This window comes from Streptococcus equinus ATCC 9812 (genome assembly GCF_000187265.1).
GTDB classification, from domain to species: Bacteria; Bacillota; Bacilli; order Lactobacillales; family Streptococcaceae; genus Streptococcus; species Streptococcus equinus.
In genome coordinates, this window is sequence record NZ_GL698434.1 from 40571 (window position 1) to 57837 (window position 17267).

Sequence of the window (17267 nt, forward strand, 5' to 3'; positions counted from 1 at the left end):
TATAGCTTCATTATAACAAAGATAACGCTTACAAACCATGGGCAGAAGAAACAAGATTTTTTGTGCAATGTGCACAAAAGTTAATTTTCCATAATCAAAAGGTAAACAAAAGCTAAATCATTTAGATTTTTCAAATTGAGACCAGAAGCTAAGCGGAATTTCTCAAGCTTATAATGCAAAGAATTGCGGTGAATGTAAAGACTTTGTGCAGTTTTTGCTAAGTTGCCCTGCTCTTGCCACATGGTCGTGATAATCATGCGAGTGTCTTTGTTATCATCAATTGCTTGCAATATTTTATGCTTAATCGCTGGCAAATCAATCTGGTGCGCGTAAGCTAAAAGCAACATTTCTGAAAAAGTCACCGTCCGTTCGTTTCCAAGATAGTGCCCTGCATTCGCAAATAAACGGCTTTCTTCTTGATAATACAAAGGCAGTTCGTCAGCCTGAAGTTTGTTCCAAATATTACCAAAAAAGACTGTCAACTTAAGACCAAAGTCGCTCTCAAGAGTTGGTAGAACATCTTTAACAAGAGCTTGTGCCTCAAGCGTCTCTTCTTGATTAAGGATTAGCAAAGTTCGATTTTTTGAAATGACAACATGCGCAAGTATATTTGGTAAAAGTGTCTCAAAAAAGTCAAATAACTCTTCTGGTAATAGTTCTTTATGGTCAATATAGATGATTTGAAGGCACTTGTAACCTTGCGATGCACTTGTGTCATTTTGAACTAAATAACGATACCAAGGATTATCAGTAATGCTAGCATCCAACACGCCATCATTTTTTAAGGTTAACAAGGCTTTTTCACGCCCGCTAAGACTGGCTAAAGGCAAATAAAATGTCTGTCCATTTTCTTCAACAGCTACCCAATCATCTGCATGTTCTACTTTTTCAGCTCCGACCGCTTCTGGAAATAAACTTTCTAATGACATGTCTCAACTCCATTCCTTTTTGGCTAATGTTAGCACGATTTAGTATCCAAAATAATTGTTACAGGGCCATCATTAAGTAAGCGCACCTGCATATCTGCACCAAAAACACCTGTTTCAACTGGGACAAATTTAGCCAAGGATTCGTTGAAATCATTGTAGAATTTCTCAGCTTTGTCAGGTTTTGCTGCTCCGGTAAAGGCTGGACGATTTCCTTTCTTAGTATCAGCAAATAAAGTAAATTGTGACACAGACAAAATACTTCCCTTGATGTCTTGAACTGACAAGTTCATCTTGCCCATATCATCTGAGAAAATACGCATATTTGTAATTTTACGCACAGCATAATCAAGGTCTTCTTGCTCATCATCTGGGCCAACCCCAACTAACAACAACAAGCCTTGATTAATATCTCCAACAATCTCATCATCAATCGTAACTTGCGCTTCTTTCACGCGCTGAATAACAACTTTCATATCTATTCCTTTCAGAAAATAAATTCGCTTTCATTATTGCCATTTTAACATTTTCAAGAAAAGAAAAAAAGCACCGACCTTTATACTCTTTTACACAAAAAAATGAGCTGCATTATCAGCTCATTTTATCTTATCCATTTGTACGTTTAACAGAATAAACGTCTGGGATGATTTTAATTTTATCTACAACAGCGGTCAACTCTGTTAGGTTTGAAATGGCAAAGCTAACATGAATATTAGCAAATTTCATGTCCTTACTTGGTTGAGCGTTAACTGTTGAAATATTTTTCGTAACATTTGAAAGAACTTGAAGAACATCATTAAGAAGTCCTGAACGGTTAAGACCATAAATATCAATTTCAGCCATATAATCGTTATTGGCACTTGTGTTGTCATCCCATTCCACTTCGATTAGGCGTTGTTCATAGCCTTCTTGACTTTTGATATTGTGGCAGTCAGCACGGTGAATAGCCACGCCACGTCCTTTAGTGATGTAACCTTCAATTGGGTCACCTGGAACTGGGTTACAGCATTTTGCAATACGCATCAAGAGACCTGACGCCCCTTGGATAATCACACCATTTTCGCTGCGAACTTTCAAGACATCTTTATTTTCAGTCTTGACCTCGCCGCCATTCATAAGCTCTTCAGCTTCTGCCTTAGCTTTTGCACGTTCTTCTTCGCGGCGTTCTTTTTCAGTCAATCGATTAAAGACTGAAGCAGCGCTGATTTCACCAAATCCAACAGCTGCATATAAAGCTTCTTCGCTACGAACACTGAAACGTGGCAAAATAGCTTCAAGGTGTTTTTTATCCAAGTATTTGTTAGCTACATAGCCTTGGTCTTGGAAATAATCCACCAAAAGTTCACGACCTTTGTTAACAGATAGTTCCTTATCTTGATTTTTCAAGAATTGACGAATACGATTTCTAGCTTTGTTAGTCTTAACAATCTTAATCCAGTCACGGCTTGGACCAAATGAATTTGGATTGGTTACAATCTCAACCACATCACCTGTTTTTAGTTTTGCAGTTAGTGGAACCATGCGTCCGTTGACTTTAGCACCAACAGCTTTTTCACCGACTTGGGTATGAATAGCATAGGCAAAATCAATTGGTCCTGAATCTTTTGGCAATTCTTGTACAGCACCTGTCGGCGTAAAGACATAAATGCGTTCTGAGAAGATATCTTGTTTGACAGAGTCAACAAAGTCAACAGCATCGCCGTTTGAAGCATCTTGCAATTCAACAAGCTCTTTAATCCAGCTCATGCCGACAGCTTGTTCTTGGTCATCAACCTTGCCTTTAATACCTTTTTTGTATGCCCAGTGAGCAGCAACCCCGTATTCAGCGACTTGGTGCATTTCTTTGGTACGAATTTGAATTTCAATCGGACCTTTTGGACCATAAACTGTTGTATGGATAGATTGATACCCATTAGCTTTTGGCGCAGCAATATAATCTTTGAAACGCCCTGGCATTGGACGCCACAATTCATGAATGTAACCAACCATGGCATAAACGTCGCTCGGTGTTTCCATGATGCAGCGAATAGCAATCAAATCATAGATTTGGTCGAAGCGTTTCTTCTTGTCGCGCATCTTACGGTAAATTGAATAAAGGTGTTTTGGACGTCCGTAAACATCGCCATAAAGCCCTTGTTCTTCCGTGTAATCTTTGATTTTCTTAACAATTTCATCAACCAAAGCTTCACGTTCACGACGTTTTTCGTTCATCATGTGAGAAATCTTGTAGAACTCAATTTCGTTTAGATAACGGAATGACAAGTCTTCCAATTCCCACTTGATACGACTAATCCCCAAACGATGTGCAAGAGGGGCATAGATTTCCATCGTTTCACGTGAAATACGCTCTTGTTTATCTTTACGCAAATGTTTTAGCGTACGCATATTGTGCAGACGGTCAGCCAATTTCACCAAAATAACACGGATGTCTTTTGACATTGCCATAAGCATTTTACGGTGATTTTCAGCCAATTGTTCTTCATGTGATTTGTATTCAACTTTACCAAGTTTTGTTACACCATCAACGATAATGCGAACATCTTTACCAAACTCTGCTTCAATCTCGTCTAAAGTGATGTCAGTATCTTCAACAACGTCATGCAAAAAACCGCAAGCCACAGTTACCACATCAAGGTGCAAATCTGCCAAAATACCTGCCACTTGAATAGGGTGAATGATGTAAGGCTCACCTGATTGGCGCACTTGAGAAATATGTGCTTTTGTCGCATAATCCAATGCTTTTTGGACAATCGCCACGTCCGATTCACTCATATATTGGGCCGTTAGGTCAACGACCTCTTCACCCGTCAAATTCACAATTTTTGCCATAAGGACCTCTTCTTTTCTCTCGCATACAGATTTATATTGTTACTATTTTAACACTAAAATGGCTAAAATACCAATGCATTAGCCAAAAAGACCTGAACCAAAAACTGTTCAGGTCAACTTTTTAGTTTCCAACCAAAATCTGGTGCATCATGTCAGTAAATTTTGGTAAATATTCGTGTCCGTATTCTGGATAAAAATAAAGTTTTTTAGGAGATTGGATACGATTATACACAGCAAATTGTATTTTTGGATGACAAGTTCTATCTTCAAGTCCCATTGCCCAAACTACTTTTGCTGTAATGTGTTTTACTAAAAATTGAATATCAACATAATCAAGTGCCGCAAAAACAGCTGTTTCATTTTCATGAAGAGGGTCACGAAAACGGAAGTAATATGCTAGTTCTTCATATGCTGACTGCGTTACATCAAGACTATAGGCAGTACGATAATCACTCAAAAATGGATACTGCACAAAAACACGCTTAATCGATGGGTACAAACTTACACAGACTAAAGCAAGAGCACCACCTTGTGAAACGCCGTATGACATCATGTTTGCCTCATCAACAAAAGGCAATTGGGCAACTATTCTAGTCAGCTGATAAACATCTTGAAAAACTGTTCGATAAAAAAGATTTTCAGGACCATCTTCAATACCTCGAATAAGATGACCTTTCAGTGTTCCACCATTCGTCAGCAAATGATCTTCTGATTTACCGCCTTGACCTCTGATAAACAAAGAAACAACAACGTATCCTTCTGATACTAAAGATAGTTTATCAGACCAATCACCAACATCGCTGTGGTATCCATGAAATTGTAAAGACACTGGATGTTTTGTATTTGATTTTTTAGGCAATAACAACTGCGCATAAATTTTTGAATGATGAACGCCTGTAAAAGAAAGATCATAGCATTCTGCAATTGTTGAAGCAAATTTAGCAGGAACTAACTTATAATCATAACCATTAAAATCACAACATCTGGATTTAAAGAAAGACAGTCAGTATCAACACGATCCAACAAATCTTGAACTTTATTGCCACCGATTCCTCGGTTGAAACATTGTAAATGAAAATCTCTGTGATGCTCCAACAAATCAGCTGCTACTAAGCTCACAAAGCCAGTCCCGAGACTTGCTGGGTCAGCTTTATCACGTCCCCACTCAGTGATACTATCACTAAAAAAGACAGTACGGTCATTCTTTCTAATTTCCATAAGGCTGCCTCACTTTGTGCTTAAAAAGTTAGAAACAGCTCCAAATCGATTGGCATCATTTCTAAATTGACAGACTTTTAATTGATAATCTAATTCACGCGCATTTGTTGTTTCAATCAAAGCTTTGATACGTTTATCAAGCTCTGACACCAAATCCTCACGCACTGAAATACCGCCACCAATTCCAACCAAATCTGGATTTAGACTGACCAAACAATTAAAAATTCCGGTAGCTAGAGCATCATACATTCCAGACAAAGCTGCTTTTGCATCTTCATTTCCAGCATCTGCTAAATCAAACAAATCTTTTCCTGAGAATTGACTTAAGCCGTGTTCTTCGGCGTAATTCTTCGCTACCTGAACTGGACTTGCAAGGTTACTGAGTGTTTTGCCATCTGTCATCATCATGTAGCCAAATTCTCCGCCATAAAGGCTACTGCCCTTGTACAATTTGCCATCTTGACAAATAGCGCCACCAATTCCTGAACCAAGAATAAAGTAAATAGCATTTTTGCTGTCTTTACCAACACCAAACTGAGTTTCAGCAAGACCAGCACAATTAGCATCATTTTCAATCGTTACAGGCAAATTAAATAGAGCTTCAAGCTCATCAATAATCTTGAAACGGTGTAAATATGGAATCGCACTAAAGCCTTTAATGACACCTTCTTTCGTGTCAACGGCTCCAGGGCTTGACATGGCAACTCCCTTGGTATCCTTATCAGATAAATCCTTAACTACTTGATGTAGATTTTCTTTCATTTCTTCCCAAGTTTTTGGGGTAGCAAAAGAACTCTTTTTATCAATACCGCCAACTTGATAACGACCGTATTTTACAGATGTTCCACCAATATCAAACACGACTAAATTCATTTGTTTCTCCAATCTATGTAGCGAAATCTACTACTAATGATGTGTCAAAACAATCTCCAAAGAAAATTCATCGTAACGATGGGTACTGATTGAGTATTCAAAGGCAACACCATTTGTTAAGTAGCCTGTTTGAACAGCGATAGCTACTGGGTCACCTTTTTCAAGTGCAAGATAGTCTGCTTCTTCATCTGTCGCACGGCGTACAGAAATCGTACGATGACCAGATTGAATTTTTAAACCAATACCATTTTCAATGTAGTCATAAATTGAATTTTCCACATGCTCAATCTTCAAACCAGTAATCAAATCAATCGGCATGTAAGTTTCTTCGATAACCGTTGGTTTATCATCAACTACACGCACACGATGAATTTTGTAAACGAAGCTTGTTTCTTTAATTTTTAATTTTTCTGCGATTTCAGGTGTTGCTTTAACAACCGTAAAATCAATTACACGGCTTTTGATTTTTTTGTCTGGATAAAAGGCTGTGGTTCCCATCATTTGGATATCCATCAACATCTTTTCCATTTTTTCGACTGACAAGTCCATAACGAATGTACCCGCACCACGACGTTTGTAAATCAAACCTTCTGCAACTAAAATATCTAAGGCTTTTTTAACAGTCATTTTGCTGACGTCGTAAAACTGACAAAAATCTTTTTCAAAGGGCAATTGTTCGTTAGGCTGATAAACACCTTCTAAAATCTTCTTACGTACATCATTTGCAATAAGATTATATTTTTCCATTTTTTCTCCTCTGTTCATAGACTTACACATTTTCTTATCTATATTGTAAACTAGAACCCCAGAAGTTCCAAAGGTTATTTAATAAATTCTTTCAAATGATAAATTTCTCCATAAAAGTCACCATAAAATCAAAATAGTCTAGGAGATTCAGATAACTATCTTGATTTTTAGATGACTATGTAAAATAACTTTCTGTTTTCATTACCCCCCTATTTTTTGATTGCGTTTACATTTTACCATTTTGTTTTATAAAAATATATACTTTTATAAAAATTTTTATTATAGTATTTTTGGATGAGCTTCCTGAAACTTTATTGATGTTTTTGTATACAATTACTAGCACATGTCACAAAAAGGAGATTCACACAACTCACACTATTAATGTCTAAATTGAACACTTAGTTTTAACATTTGGGAGAGGAGAAAACTACTGAATAAAAAACTCGTCGGATCATTAACAGTGCTAGCTTTGCTTACTGGCGCTGTGTCAGCTCATGAAGTAAAAGCTGATGTTATTGTTTCAGGGAATACTTATAAAATCACAGCTAGACATAGCGGAAAAGTTCTAGATGTTGCAAGAGGGGCAAAAAATGCGGGCGCCAATGTCCAACAGTGGTCAGACACCAATGGCACAAACCAAAAATGGGAATTCACAAAAGTAAATGATTGTGAAAATACTAACCCTTCTGACACAACACCTACTACGACAACTGGTTTCCACACTAGTGGCACAACACTTTACGATGCCAAAGGGAATCCATTTATCATGCGTGGTATCAACTACCCATATGCTTGGTATAAAGGACAAGAAGATACTGCTATCCCTGCAATCGCAAGAACAGGTACCAACTGTATTCGTATCGTCATGGGTGACGGGCGACAATACAGCAAAACATCACTTGCTGAAATTCAAAAATTATTGCGACTTTGTAAAGACAACCACTTGATTGCAATCGTTGAAGCCCACGATGCTACGGGTTCTGATAACATCCAAGATTTGGAAAATGCAGCAAATTATTGGATTGAAATGAAAAACGTCCTCATCGGAAACGAAGCAAATGTTATTTTGAACATTGCTAATGAATGGGCTGGTTCTTGGGATAGTTCTACTTGGGCATCGGGTTATCAACAAGTTATCCCCAAACTTCGTAACGCTGGTATTAAAAACACTATCGTGGTTGATTGTGCTGCTGGGGACAATATCCAAAATCAATTACTGATGCAGGTCAAAGTGTCCTTCAATCTGACTCACAAAAGAACATCATGTTCTCTATTCACATGTACGAATATGCTGGTGCCTACGGTGCTGTACAAAACAATATTGACTCATCATTAGCCGTTGGTGCACCACTTTGTATCGGTGAATTTGGTATCAAACACACTAATGGTCCTATCGATTACAAGACTATCATGAGCTACTCTCAAGCCAAAGGTGTCGGCTATCTAGGCTGGTCTTGGAAAGGAAATAGCAGCGAGCTTGCTTACCTCGATATGGTTCAAGACTGGGCTGGAACACAATTAACCAAACAAGGTAATGCTATTCTTAACGACCAAAATGGTATCAAAAATACGTCAAAATCTTGTAGCATTTTTGACTAAGAACTAACATTTCTATACCCAATCATATTTAGATGAGGAAAGGTGCGAAGCTCACTTTTCCTTGTTTTTAAATTTAAAATTTTCTGAATATTCGATATAATATTAGCCAGTTGCGTTTTATTCTGAAAGTTTTTAGACTTTTAGAGAAAGGAGACTCTCATGAAAAATACCGTTTTGAACTTTCAAAAAGCCAAAAAAGACGGTCAAAAACTAACCATGTTAACCGCCTATGATTATTCAACCGCAAAATTAATTGACAGCACTGGTGTCAACAACATCCTTGTTGGTGATTCTCTTGAAAATGTCAAGCTAGGCTACGATGATACGATTTCTGTGACTATGGAGGATATGATTCATCACGGTAAAGCCGTTTGTCGTGGAGCAAAAAACGCTCTAGTCATCGTCGATATGCCTTTTATGCCCTACCAAGTTTCTGTCGAAAAAGCTCTTGAAAACGCCAGATGCTTAATGAAAGAAACTCACTGCCAAGCCGTTAAATTAGAAGGCGGAAAGAGTGTCTGCCCGCAAATTAAAGCTATGGTTGATGCAGGAATTCCTGTCTGTGCACATCTTGGTCTCACACCACAACACATCAATGCCTTTGGTGGCTTTAAGAACCTTGTTTTTGTCTACTTGTTTAAGTTGTTTGATGTGGTAATAATAACTCGAACGAGGTAAGGATAAAATCTCTAGTAACATCGCTTGAAGTCTTTTTCGGCTGACGTTCCATCTTACTTGGTCTCCCTCTTGTTTTCTCAACAATAGTATACCCATTTTTCTTGTATTGTGCTAGCCAATTGGAAAGTGTTCCTATGTTAGGAAGAGCATATTCAAGAGAGACTGATATTTGAGAGTAACCTTCAAAAAGGACTTGATTGATAATTTCTTGCTTTAGTTCAGGGGAATAGTACCTATTTTTGCTTTTTTTAACAATCTCTACGCCATATCGGTTCATAAGCTTAACCATGTAACGTAGATTTCTAGGATTGACATCATAGGTTTGACCCAGCTGAGGGCAAGACATACCTTGTTTTCTGAGTTGATAGATTTCTAGTTTATCTTCATAAGTTAATTTCATACAAAGAGCACCCCAATCGTTAGATTTTTTGTCTAACTTTTGAGGTGCAGTTCAACATTCTCGGATTTTTTATGTCACTTATGCTTACGAACATTTATTTTTCATTTGGATGGCTAGCGATAATTTCTAAATCGCCATCAAGTTGCCATGATTTGACATCGTTTGGCAAGATGAAATGATCACCTTTTTTAAGGCTATAAACACGGTTATCCACAGTCAAGCTACCTTGACCTGAAAGAACACTTACTAACAAATATGGCGCTGTTTGGGTAAAGTTTACGGCACCTGATACGACCCATTTGTAAACAGCGAAGAATTCATTTGACACCAAAAGGCTTGAACTCAAGTTATCCACATCTACAGTCACAGGTGTGCTGTTTGCAGGTTCACCAATTGTTAGAACATCAATTGATTGTTTAATATGCAAATCGCGAAGATTACCAGCCGCATCACGACGGTCAAAATCATAAACACGATAAGTTGTATCACTTGATTGTTGTGTTTCCAAAATCAAGATACCTTTACCGATAGCGTGCATTGTGCCACTTGGTACGTAGAAGAAATCACCAGCTTTGACTGGAACTTTTGTCAACAAATCGTCCCATTTGCCTGCTTCAATCATCTCAGCAAGTTCTTCTTTTGATTTGGCATTGTGACCATAAATGATTTCTGAATCTTCATCAGCAGCAATGACATACCAACATTCTGTCTTACCGAGTTCACCTTCATGTTCAAGGGCATAAGCATCATCTGGATGAACTTGCACACTAAGCCAATCGTTAGCATCAAGAATTTTTGTCAATAGTGGAAAGACTTCTGATTTTGGATTTCCAAAAAGCTCTTTGTGTTCACGATAAAGTTTGTCTAAGCCTTCACCTTTATATGTACCATTATCCACAATTGAAACACCATTTGGGTGAGCTGAAATAGCCCAATATTCACCAGTCGTTTCAGTCGGAATATCGTAACCAAATTCGTCACGAAGTTTTGTTCCGCCCCAAATTTTATCATGCATTTGTGCTTTTAAAAATAATGGTTCTGCCATAAAAAATTTCCTTTCTTCAAGCAAATCTGCTTGTCTACCACGAAGAAACCCAAAGTTCTTTTGGGTTTCTCAGCTAAATATTCTTAACATCCAACAATGAATATCCGCGTACATCATAACGATTTCGTGTGCGTGAATACTCAATCGGTCTACCATTTTCCAAATAAACAACTTGCTCCACTTGCAAAATAGGATCATCATCCCGACAAGCTAAATGGTCTTTATCGTATTGATCAGGTTTTTCAGCAGTGATATGACGATAAGATCCAGCAAATTTAAGATGCAAAGTGTTCCAAAGATAATCATAAACCGATGCCAACAAAATGCTATCATCCAATCCAGGAACCAAGTCACACGCCATATAAGTATGCTCAAGAGCATATGGTTTACCATCTAGCAAACGTAGACGAATAATTTTGTAAACTGGTGCTGATTGTTCGACCTGAAGACGTTCAGCAACCTCCACATCAGGAAATTCAACGGTAAATTCAATGATTTTGCTCGTTAATTTGCGAGAATCATCCTTCATGTCGTGGCTTAAGCCATTGTAGTTGTTCAATCGAAATCTCGAATCCTCTTTATCCCAAAACGATGAGTTTAAAACTTTCGTTCCATTACCTTGTTTTGAAAGGACCAAACCTTCAATGGTTAACATCTCAATAGCTTTTTTGATAGTCATTCGACTTACCCCAAATTCTTTTGCCAAGTCAGATTGAATCGGCAGCATCGAATCAATTGGGTAAGTTCCGTCTGAAATCCTTGTTCGAATAATCCCTGCAATCTCTTCATATTTTGACATAGATCGCTCCTATTCCACTTGTATAGACTAATTTTTAAAACTTATAGCCTTATTATAGCGCAGAGTCAGGTTGTTTGTCCAGCATATGCAAGAATGGTAGCCAGATAAATCCGACAATCAAGCAGTCAATAATTTGAAGAAGACCGCCAGCAAGTGAGTTTGTCGCAATCATACCACTAAAGAAGACTGGCACAGTCCAAGGAACAGATACTCCTGTTGGTGCAGGAACAAGGCCAATTGCCATTACGAAGTAGTTAAGAGCTGTAACGATGATTGGTGAAATCACCCAAGGAATAAGAATTGTAGCATTCAAAACGATTGGCAAACCAAAGATAACAGGTTCATTAACGTTAAAGATACCAGCACCAAGTGCCAAACGACCAACGTCACGGTATTGTTTTTTCTTCATGATAAATGCCATGATGATAACAACCGCAAGAGTCATCCCTGAACCACCAAGACCAACAGTGAATGTTTCCATGAATGGTTTTGAAATAATGTGAGGAATATGTTCACCTGCTTTGTAAGCATCCAAGTTATCATGCATCAAAGTGTTCCAAATTGGGTCCATCACAGAGTTAACAAGAATTTGTCCGTGAAGACCAAAGAACCACAAGAATTGGATAAAGAAGATGGCAATCAGTGTTGCCCAAATACTACTACCAAGACCAACCAAAGGCATTTGGATAACATTATAAATCACATCGTGAAGGTTTGTATTGAAAGCACCTGTTACTATTGCATTAAGCGCTGTGAAGATTGATAATGTCAAAACCGCTGGAATCAAAGCAGCAAATGATTTTGCAACTGCAGGTGGAACGCTGTCAGGCATTTTAATTTGCCAACCTTTTTTGCTGACGCGACAGTAAATCTCAGTTGCGATAAATGACACAATCATTCCTAGGAACATGCCTTTTGCCCCTAAACAATCTAGGCTAAGAACGTTAGATACTTCTTGCCCTTTATCTGTCAATGTGTAAAACGGTGTTAAAAGAAGGAAACTTGCAAATGCAATTGCTCCGCCAAAAATACCATCTTCATCATATGATTTAGATAGGTAGTAACCAATCCCCCAGGTTACAAAGACGGTCATAATCGACATCGTCGCATTTTGTGCATTACCAAACAGACTTCATAAAAGCGCTTTCGTACCATCGTTTAAAAAAGGAAGGTTAGAAATAACGACAACAATTGACCCAAACATGGTCAACGGGAAGGCAAGCATGAAGGCATCACGTAAAATCGAAAAGTAACGATTGGAAGCCAATTTGTTTGCCAAAGGCAAAAGTTTGTCACTGATAGCATCTAGAAACTTGTTCATAAACACTCCTCTTTCCATTAAGTTTGTTTTTACATTATCATTATAACTTTTTTGTAAAAGTCTAGTCTTTTTATATAAAAATATTGTCTTTTTTGTTTTAAAAAGTGTATAATTGTACTTGTAAAATCAAAAAATATATATTTTTAAGGAGAATCCTATGGCAACTTACACATTTCCAGAAGACTTCTGGTGGGGAGCTGCAACATCTGGTCCTCAAAGCGAGGGGCATTTCCAAAAAAACATGCCAATATGTTTGATTACTGGTACGAAATCGAACCTGAGGCTTTTTACAACCAAGTTGGTCCAGACACAGCATCAAACTTCTATAACAGTTACAAAGAAGACATTGCGTTGATGAAGAAAATCGGTCTCAACAGTGTTCGTACTTCTATTCAATGGACACGCTTGATTGATGACCTCGAAAAAAATACCGTTAATCAAGATGCAGTAGACTTCTATAATGACGTTATTGACTGCTTCATCGAAAATGGCATTCGTCCAATTATGAACCTACACCATTTTGATTTACCTGTCGAGCTTTATCACAAATATGGTGGTTGGGAATCACGCCACGTGGTTGACCTTTATGCTGGTTTTGCTGAACAAGCTTTCAAGGCTTTCGGTGACCGCGTCAAAGACTGGATAACTCACAACGAACCAATGGTTGTTGTCGACGGTGAATACCTCTATCAATTCCACTATCCAAAATTAGTTGATGGTAAAAAAGCTGTTCAAGTTGCCTACAACTTAAACATCGCTTCAGCAAAAGCCATCGCTAAATTCAGAGAACTTGGTTTAGACAAAGACGGTGGTCTCATTGGTACAGTTTTAAACTTAACACCAACTTATGCTGCTTCTGATTCTAAAGAAGACCAAGCTGCTGCACACTTTGCTGAACTTTGGAATAACAAAATGTTCCTTGAGCCAGCAATCAATGGGCATTTCCCAGAAGAACTTGAAGAAGTTCTCAAAAAAGATGGCGTCATCTGGCAAACAGAACCTGAAGATGCTCAAATTTTTAAAGAAAATACCATTGATTTCTTAGGTGTTAACTTCTATCACCCAAATCGTGTGAAAGCACCAGACATCGCACCAAATTCTGTCGGTGCTTGGATGCCAAATCGTTACTATGACGAATACAACATGCCAGGTCGTCGCATGAACATCGACAAAGGTTGGGAAATCTACCCAGAAGCCATTTACGACATCGCCATTAACATTCGTGACAACTATAAAAATATCCCTTGGTTTGTCTCAGAAAATGGTATGGGTGTTTCTCGCGAAGAACGCTTCATGGATGAAAATGGAAAAATCCAAGATGATTACCGCATCGACTTCATCAAAGAACACTTGGCTTGCCTTCACCGTGGTATCCAAGAAGGTTCAAACTGCTTTGGCTATCACCTTTGGACACCAATCGATTGCTGGTCTTGGATGAATGCTTACCGTAACCGCTACGGTTTCTTCACAAATAATATCCACACTCAAATCAAAACTATCAAAAAATCTGGTGAATGGTTCAAACAAGTAACCATCGATAACGGATTTGAAGATAAATTCACTACCCCAATCCCAGTAGAATTCAACAATTCCTAGCTCTACTTACTCCTCAAAGAAGAGCTTTCCTCATAAATCCTTTTATTAATTTCACAAAAACACCTTATCAGATAACGATAAGGTGTTATTTAATGCAATTCATTTAAGAAAACACCATCAAAGATGGTGTTTGTTTAAGCGTTAATTTTTTTGTACATGTGCATCATTTCGATAGCAACTTCTTTCAATGTCATTGTTGTCATCAAGTGGTCTTGTGCGTGAACCATGATGATTTCAATTTTAATTTTGGTACCGCTTGCATATTTCTGTAGCAAATCAGTCTGAGCATGGTGAGCCTGTAAAAGTTCTTCATCAGCTGCAGCTAATTTTTCTTCAGCCTCTTGAAATGCTCTATTTTTCATAGCATCAAGAGCTTCATGAACAGAGGTGCGGGCTGTGCCGCTGTGCAAAATAATTTCAAAAGCAGCAAGTTGTAATTCTTCTTCAGTCATATCTAGCAGTACCTCATTAAATATTTTCCAAAATCAAATTAGCCATTTTCTCAACACCCATTAGGATTGGAACGTAAGCTTGTGGTGGAACTTTGACAACAGGTCGCCCTGATTTTTCACCCGCTGCCGCAAATTGGTTGTAATACATTGTAGCTTGTGGACTAACAAGGTACAAATCATAAGTAGCATCAGTAATCACACGTTCCCCTTCGTTTGAACTGATTGCTTCAACAGTAATGTCTTTTCCTTGTGTTTTAAAATAATCTGTTGTTTTTTGTGCCATAAGTGATGATGACATTCCGGCAACACAGATAATTAATGCTTTTGCCATGGTTATTCTCCCCTTTTAAATAATAGACTTAGTAACTGTAAATGATTGCGCTACCAACATCTTTAATAAAAGTACATCACAGTTATTTTAATAAGTGTAGTCTTTTAAAATAAAAGAGTAAACTTTTATACATTTTCGCAAAACAGCACTACTCCTATTTTCAAATCTAATTGCTTGTCTATCCATTTCTAATATGATAAATTGGCTAAAAGTAAAAAAATCATGAGGAATTTTATGACAGAAAATACATTAACCATTGCTTATATCAGCCTAAGTGGCAACACTCAAAGTTTTGTTAAACGTTTAGGAGAATACTTAAAAGAACATTACCAACTTGAAAGCAAAACTATCAATATCAAAGAACTTAAGCACGAAACTTTTCCAGTCACATCACCTTTTATCGCAATTTTACCGACTTATCTCGAAGGTGGAAACGGGGTTGACTCAGGTAATGTTGAGATTTTGACAAATCCTTTGGGAGACTTTATCGCAGCACACGATAACTACAAACACTGCTTTGGAATCATTGGCTCTGGCAATCGCAACTTCAACGAGCAGTATTGCTTGACTGCTAAACAATACGCTAAGCGCTTTGGTTTTCCAATGCTTGGTGATTTTGAACTTCGAGGCACAAGTGCTGATATTGAACGTTTGGCCGAGATTATTGTCGATAATTTCCATATTTTCATAGCAGGCTAAGCAATTTTTAAAGCCTTTTCAGAAACAAAGTTACAAATAAATGTTATAATGGCATTAAAGAGTCGGAAACTTCCGACCAATGACTAGATTTTATTGGAGAAACCATGAAAACAACAGTTGATTACATTACAAAACTTGCAAATATCCCTTCACCTACTGGCTACACAAGCCACATTATGAATTATTTGATTGCTGAACTTGAAAGTTTTGGCTATGCCCCTGTTCGCACAAATAAAGGTGGCGTTATGGTCACTGTCCCTGGTAAAAACGACGGCAAACACCGTGTCGTAACAGCTCACCTTGACACACTTGGAGCAATGGTTCGTGCTGTTAAACCAGATGGTCGGCTTAAGATGGACCTTATCGGTGGTTTTGTCTACAATGCCATTGAAGGTGAAAACTGTACTATCCACGTTGCCACAAATGGTAAAAAAATCAGCGGTACTATCCTTATGCACCAAACATCAGTTCACGTCTACAAAGATGCTGGAACTGCTGAGCGTAATCAAACTAACATGGAAGTTCGTCTTGATGAAAAAGTAACAAACGAAAAAGAAACACGCGCACTTGGTATCGAAGTTGGAGATTTCATCTCGTTTGACCCACGCGTCGTTGTTACCGAATCTGGTTTCATCAAATCACGCCACTTGGATGACAAAGTTTCAGCTGCTATTTTGATTGAATTGCTCAAAGAATACAAAGCGCAAAATGTCACTTTGCCATACACAACTCACTTCTACTTCTCAGCATTCGAAGAGCTTGGTCACGGTGCTAACTCAAGTATTCCTACTCAAACTGTCGAATACCTTTCTGTTGATATGGGAGCTATGGGTGATGACCAACAAACTGACGAATACAGCGTATCAATCTGCGTCAAAGACGGTTCAGGTCCATACAATTTTGAGCTTCGCCAACACCTTGTAGCCTTGGCAGATGAAAATAAAATTCCATACAAATTGGACATCTATCCTTACTACGGTAGCGACGCCTCAGCTGCACTTCGTGCTGGTGCCGAAGTTAAACACGCCCTATTTGGAGCTGGTATCGAATCAAGCCACTCATACGAGCGCACACACATTGACTCTGTTCAAGCAACAGAACGCCTCGTTGACGCTTACCTCAAAAGCCCAATTGTAGAATAAAATAATTAAATAACTCAAAAAAGAGTGGACTCATGTCCGCTCTTTTTACTCTGACATCACTCGAAGTTCGTAACCTTTATAATCATTTTCATCTAAGATAATTTCTTCATTCTTATATCGTTCACTCACAATTCTCAAAGCTTCATTTTTATTTGCTGCTTCAACTTCTACAACTTTTTGAAGTACTTCTTCAATTTCAATACTAAATGTTTTCATGACATCCTCCGTAAATAATTGTTTAAGTGTTAATGTTGCGATCCATTATATCACATCAAGATGCCACTTTAACTAAAATCGCTCCTGAAATCAGGAGCGATTTAGAAAATAAACTAGACTGTTTTTAACTTAATAAATTTCAAATTGTTATTAACTCTCTTCAACTTTGAAATTAAAAGCGAGCGAAGTGAGCATTAAATGATACTTACCGCCATGGTGAATGTGGCTAAAGCATCAATGAATAAGCCACCCGGAAGTTTTGAGACTATCGGCTCAAAACTTAGGTATGGAATTCCGTAGGAAGTCACTGCCGACGGCACCTCCTAAGGTAAGTATCAAAAAAACACTTTTATTTACCCAAAATCGCCCCTGAGATCAGGAGCGATTTTTATAAAA

Annotated in this window: 16 protein-coding genes and 4 pseudogenes; 6 read left to right on the plus strand and 14 right to left on the minus strand. The window is 38.0% G+C overall.

Features of this window, described 5'->3' with window-relative positions; genetic code table 11:
- Nucleotides 1-80 precede the first annotated feature (80 nt).
- From HMPREF0819_RS07980 to HMPREF0819_RS08010, 7 genes are all read right to left on the minus strand, one after another.
- Nucleotides 81-929: a helix-turn-helix domain-containing protein gene (locus tag HMPREF0819_RS07980; protein ID WP_003067739.1), complete on the minus strand. Its 849-nt coding sequence runs from the start codon at nt 927-929 to the stop codon at nt 81-83.
- A 29-nt stretch (nt 930-958) separates the two neighbouring features.
- Nucleotides 959-1402 carry a D-aminoacyl-tRNA deacylase gene (dtd, locus tag HMPREF0819_RS07985; protein ID WP_003067741.1) on the minus strand — a complete coding sequence of 148 codons (444 nt, stop codon included), beginning with the start codon at nt 1400-1402 and terminating at the stop codon, nt 959-961.
- 130 nt (nt 1403-1532) lie between these two features.
- On the minus strand, nt 1533-3755 hold the full coding sequence (locus tag HMPREF0819_RS07990) for a RelA/SpoT family protein (RefSeq protein WP_003067743.1): 2223 nt from the start codon (nt 3753-3755) through the stop codon (nt 1533-1535).
- Between the two features lie 121 nt (nt 3756-3876).
- Complete coding sequence (locus HMPREF0819_RS07995) at nt 3877-4758, minus strand: acetylxylan esterase (protein WP_044023477.1); 882 nt, start codon at nt 4756-4758, stop codon at nt 3877-3879.
- A complete protein-coding gene (locus tag HMPREF0819_RS08000; protein ID WP_003067747.1) occupies nt 4704-4973 on the minus strand; it encodes an SGNH/GDSL hydrolase family protein in 270 nt (89 codons plus the stop codon). Before HMPREF0819_RS08000 ends, HMPREF0819_RS07995 begins: the two co-directional genes overlap by 55 nt.
- Nucleotides 4974-4982: 9 nt before the next feature.
- Complete coding sequence (locus tag HMPREF0819_RS08005; protein ID WP_003067749.1) at nt 4983-5846, minus strand: ROK family protein; 864 nt, start codon at nt 5844-5846, stop codon at nt 4983-4985.
- Between the two features lie 33 nt (nt 5847-5879).
- Nucleotides 5880-6593, minus strand: a complete 714-nt coding sequence (locus tag HMPREF0819_RS08010) for a GntR family transcriptional regulator (protein ID WP_044023478.1) — start codon at nt 6591-6593, stop codon at nt 5880-5882.
- 484 nt (nt 6594-7077) lie between these two features.
- Between HMPREF0819_RS08010 and HMPREF0819_RS08015 the strand changes: the two genes are divergently transcribed.
- From HMPREF0819_RS08015 to HMPREF0819_RS08020, 3 genes and pseudogenes are all read left to right on the plus strand, one after another.
- Nucleotides 7078-7929 (plus strand): cellulase family glycosylhydrolase, encoded by an 852-nt coding sequence (locus tag HMPREF0819_RS08015; protein WP_272868973.1) that lies wholly within the window; start codon nt 7078-7080, stop codon nt 7927-7929.
- Complete coding sequence (locus HMPREF0819_RS09470; protein WP_003067755.1) at nt 7872-8192, plus strand: cellulase family glycosylhydrolase; 321 nt, start codon at nt 7872-7874, stop codon at nt 8190-8192. The genes HMPREF0819_RS08015 and HMPREF0819_RS09470 overlap by 58 nt, the downstream gene beginning before the upstream one ends.
- 159 nt (nt 8193-8351) lie before the next feature.
- Nucleotides 8352-8807, plus strand: a pseudogene (locus HMPREF0819_RS08020) (3-methyl-2-oxobutanoate hydroxymethyltransferase); the annotation flags it as partial.
- Here HMPREF0819_RS08020 and HMPREF0819_RS08995 read toward each other — a convergent pair.
- The 4 genes and pseudogenes from HMPREF0819_RS08995 to celB all read right to left on the minus strand — a co-directional run.
- Nucleotides 8799-9270, minus strand: a pseudogene (locus HMPREF0819_RS08995) (transposase); the annotation flags it as partial. The pseudogenes HMPREF0819_RS08020 and HMPREF0819_RS08995 overlap by 9 nt on opposite strands.
- A gap of 94 nt (nt 9271-9364) precedes the next feature.
- On the minus strand, nt 9365-10315 hold the full coding sequence (gene manA / locus HMPREF0819_RS08030) for a mannose-6-phosphate isomerase, class I (RefSeq protein WP_003067761.1): 951 nt from the start codon (nt 10313-10315) through the stop codon (nt 9365-9367).
- Nucleotides 10316-10388: 73 nt separating this feature from the next.
- Complete coding sequence (locus HMPREF0819_RS08035) at nt 10389-11114, minus strand: GntR family transcriptional regulator (protein WP_003067763.1); 726 nt, start codon at nt 11112-11114, stop codon at nt 10389-10391.
- Between the two features lie 52 nt (nt 11115-11166).
- A pseudogene (gene celB / locus HMPREF0819_RS08040) lies at nt 11167-12435 on the minus strand (PTS cellobiose transporter subunit IIC).
- Nucleotides 12436-12592: 157 nt separating this feature from the next.
- Here celB and HMPREF0819_RS08045 point away from each other — a divergent pair.
- Nucleotides 12593-14031 (plus strand): annotated as a pseudogene (locus HMPREF0819_RS08045) (glycoside hydrolase family 1 protein).
- A 134-nt stretch (nt 14032-14165) separates the two neighbouring features.
- Here HMPREF0819_RS08045 and HMPREF0819_RS08050 read toward each other — a convergent pair.
- Both HMPREF0819_RS08050 and HMPREF0819_RS08055 read right to left on the minus strand, forming a co-directional pair.
- Nucleotides 14166-14483 (minus strand): PTS cellobiose transporter subunit IIA, encoded by a 318-nt coding sequence (locus HMPREF0819_RS08050; RefSeq protein ID WP_003067770.1) that lies wholly within the window; start codon nt 14481-14483, stop codon nt 14166-14168.
- A 16-nt stretch (nt 14484-14499) separates the two neighbouring features.
- Nucleotides 14500-14814 carry a PTS cellobiose transporter subunit IIB gene (locus HMPREF0819_RS08055; protein ID WP_003067771.1) on the minus strand — a complete coding sequence of 105 codons (315 nt, stop codon included), beginning with the start codon at nt 14812-14814 and terminating at the stop codon, nt 14500-14502.
- 234 nt (nt 14815-15048) lie between these two features.
- Here HMPREF0819_RS08055 and nrdI point away from each other — a divergent pair, with 234 nt between their 5' ends.
- Nucleotides 15049-15513, plus strand: a complete 465-nt coding sequence (gene nrdI / locus HMPREF0819_RS08060; protein ID WP_044023479.1) for a class Ib ribonucleoside-diphosphate reductase assembly flavoprotein NrdI — start codon at nt 15049-15051, stop codon at nt 15511-15513.
- Nucleotides 15514-15617: 104 nt separating this feature from the next.
- A complete protein-coding gene (locus HMPREF0819_RS08065; protein WP_003067775.1) occupies nt 15618-16655 on the plus strand; it encodes a M42 family metallopeptidase in 1038 nt (345 codons plus the stop codon).
- 45 nt (nt 16656-16700) lie between these two features.
- On the opposite strand, the gene HMPREF0819_RS08070 is transcribed toward HMPREF0819_RS08065, so the two are convergent.
- A complete protein-coding gene (locus HMPREF0819_RS08070) occupies nt 16701-16871 on the minus strand; it encodes a DpnD/PcfM family protein (protein WP_003067777.1) in 171 nt (56 codons plus the stop codon).
- Nucleotides 16872-17267 lie beyond the last annotated feature (396 nt).

Coding starts and splice junctions, on each gene's coding strand:
- HMPREF0819_RS07980 (WP_003067739.1), bottom strand. CDS start 929: ATGTCATTAGAAAGTTTATTTCCAGAAGCGGTCGGAGCTGAAAAAGTA.
- dtd (WP_003067741.1), bottom strand. CDS start 1,402: ATGAAAGTTGTTATTCAGCGCGTGAAAGAAGCGCAAGTTACGATTGAT.
- HMPREF0819_RS07990 (WP_003067743.1), bottom strand. CDS start 3,755: ATGGCAAAAATTGTGAATTTGACGGGTGAAGAGGTCGTTGACCTAACG.
- HMPREF0819_RS08000 (WP_003067747.1), bottom strand. CDS start 4,973: ATGGAAATTAGAAAGAATGACCGTACTGTCTTTTTTAGTGATAGTATC.
- HMPREF0819_RS08005 (WP_003067749.1), bottom strand. CDS start 5,846: ATGAATTTAGTCGTGTTTGATATTGGTGGAACATCTGTAAAATACGGT.
- HMPREF0819_RS08010 (WP_044023478.1), bottom strand. CDS start 6,593: ATGGAAAAATATAATCTTATTGCAAATGATGTACGTAAGAAGATTTTA.
- HMPREF0819_RS09470 (WP_003067755.1), top strand. CDS start 7,872: ATGTACGAATATGCTGGTGCCTACGGTGCTGTACAAAACAATATTGAC.
- manA (WP_003067761.1), bottom strand. CDS start 10,315: ATGGCAGAACCATTATTTTTAAAAGCACAAATGCATGATAAAATTTGG.
- HMPREF0819_RS08035 (WP_003067763.1), bottom strand. CDS start 11,114: ATGTCAAAATATGAAGAGATTGCAGGGATTATTCGAACAAGGATTTCA.
- HMPREF0819_RS08050 (WP_003067770.1), bottom strand. CDS start 14,483: ATGACTGAAGAAGAATTACAACTTGCTGCTTTTGAAATTATTTTGCAC.
- HMPREF0819_RS08055 (WP_003067771.1), bottom strand. CDS start 14,814: ATGGCAAAAGCATTAATTATCTGTGTTGCCGGAATGTCATCATCACTT.
- nrdI (WP_044023479.1), top strand. CDS start 15,049: ATGACAGAAAATACATTAACCATTGCTTATATCAGCCTAAGTGGCAAC.
- HMPREF0819_RS08065 (WP_003067775.1), top strand. CDS start 15,618: ATGAAAACAACAGTTGATTACATTACAAAACTTGCAAATATCCCTTCA.
- HMPREF0819_RS08070 (WP_003067777.1), bottom strand. CDS start 16,871: ATGAAAACATTTAGTATTGAAATTGAAGAAGTACTTCAAAAAGTTGTA.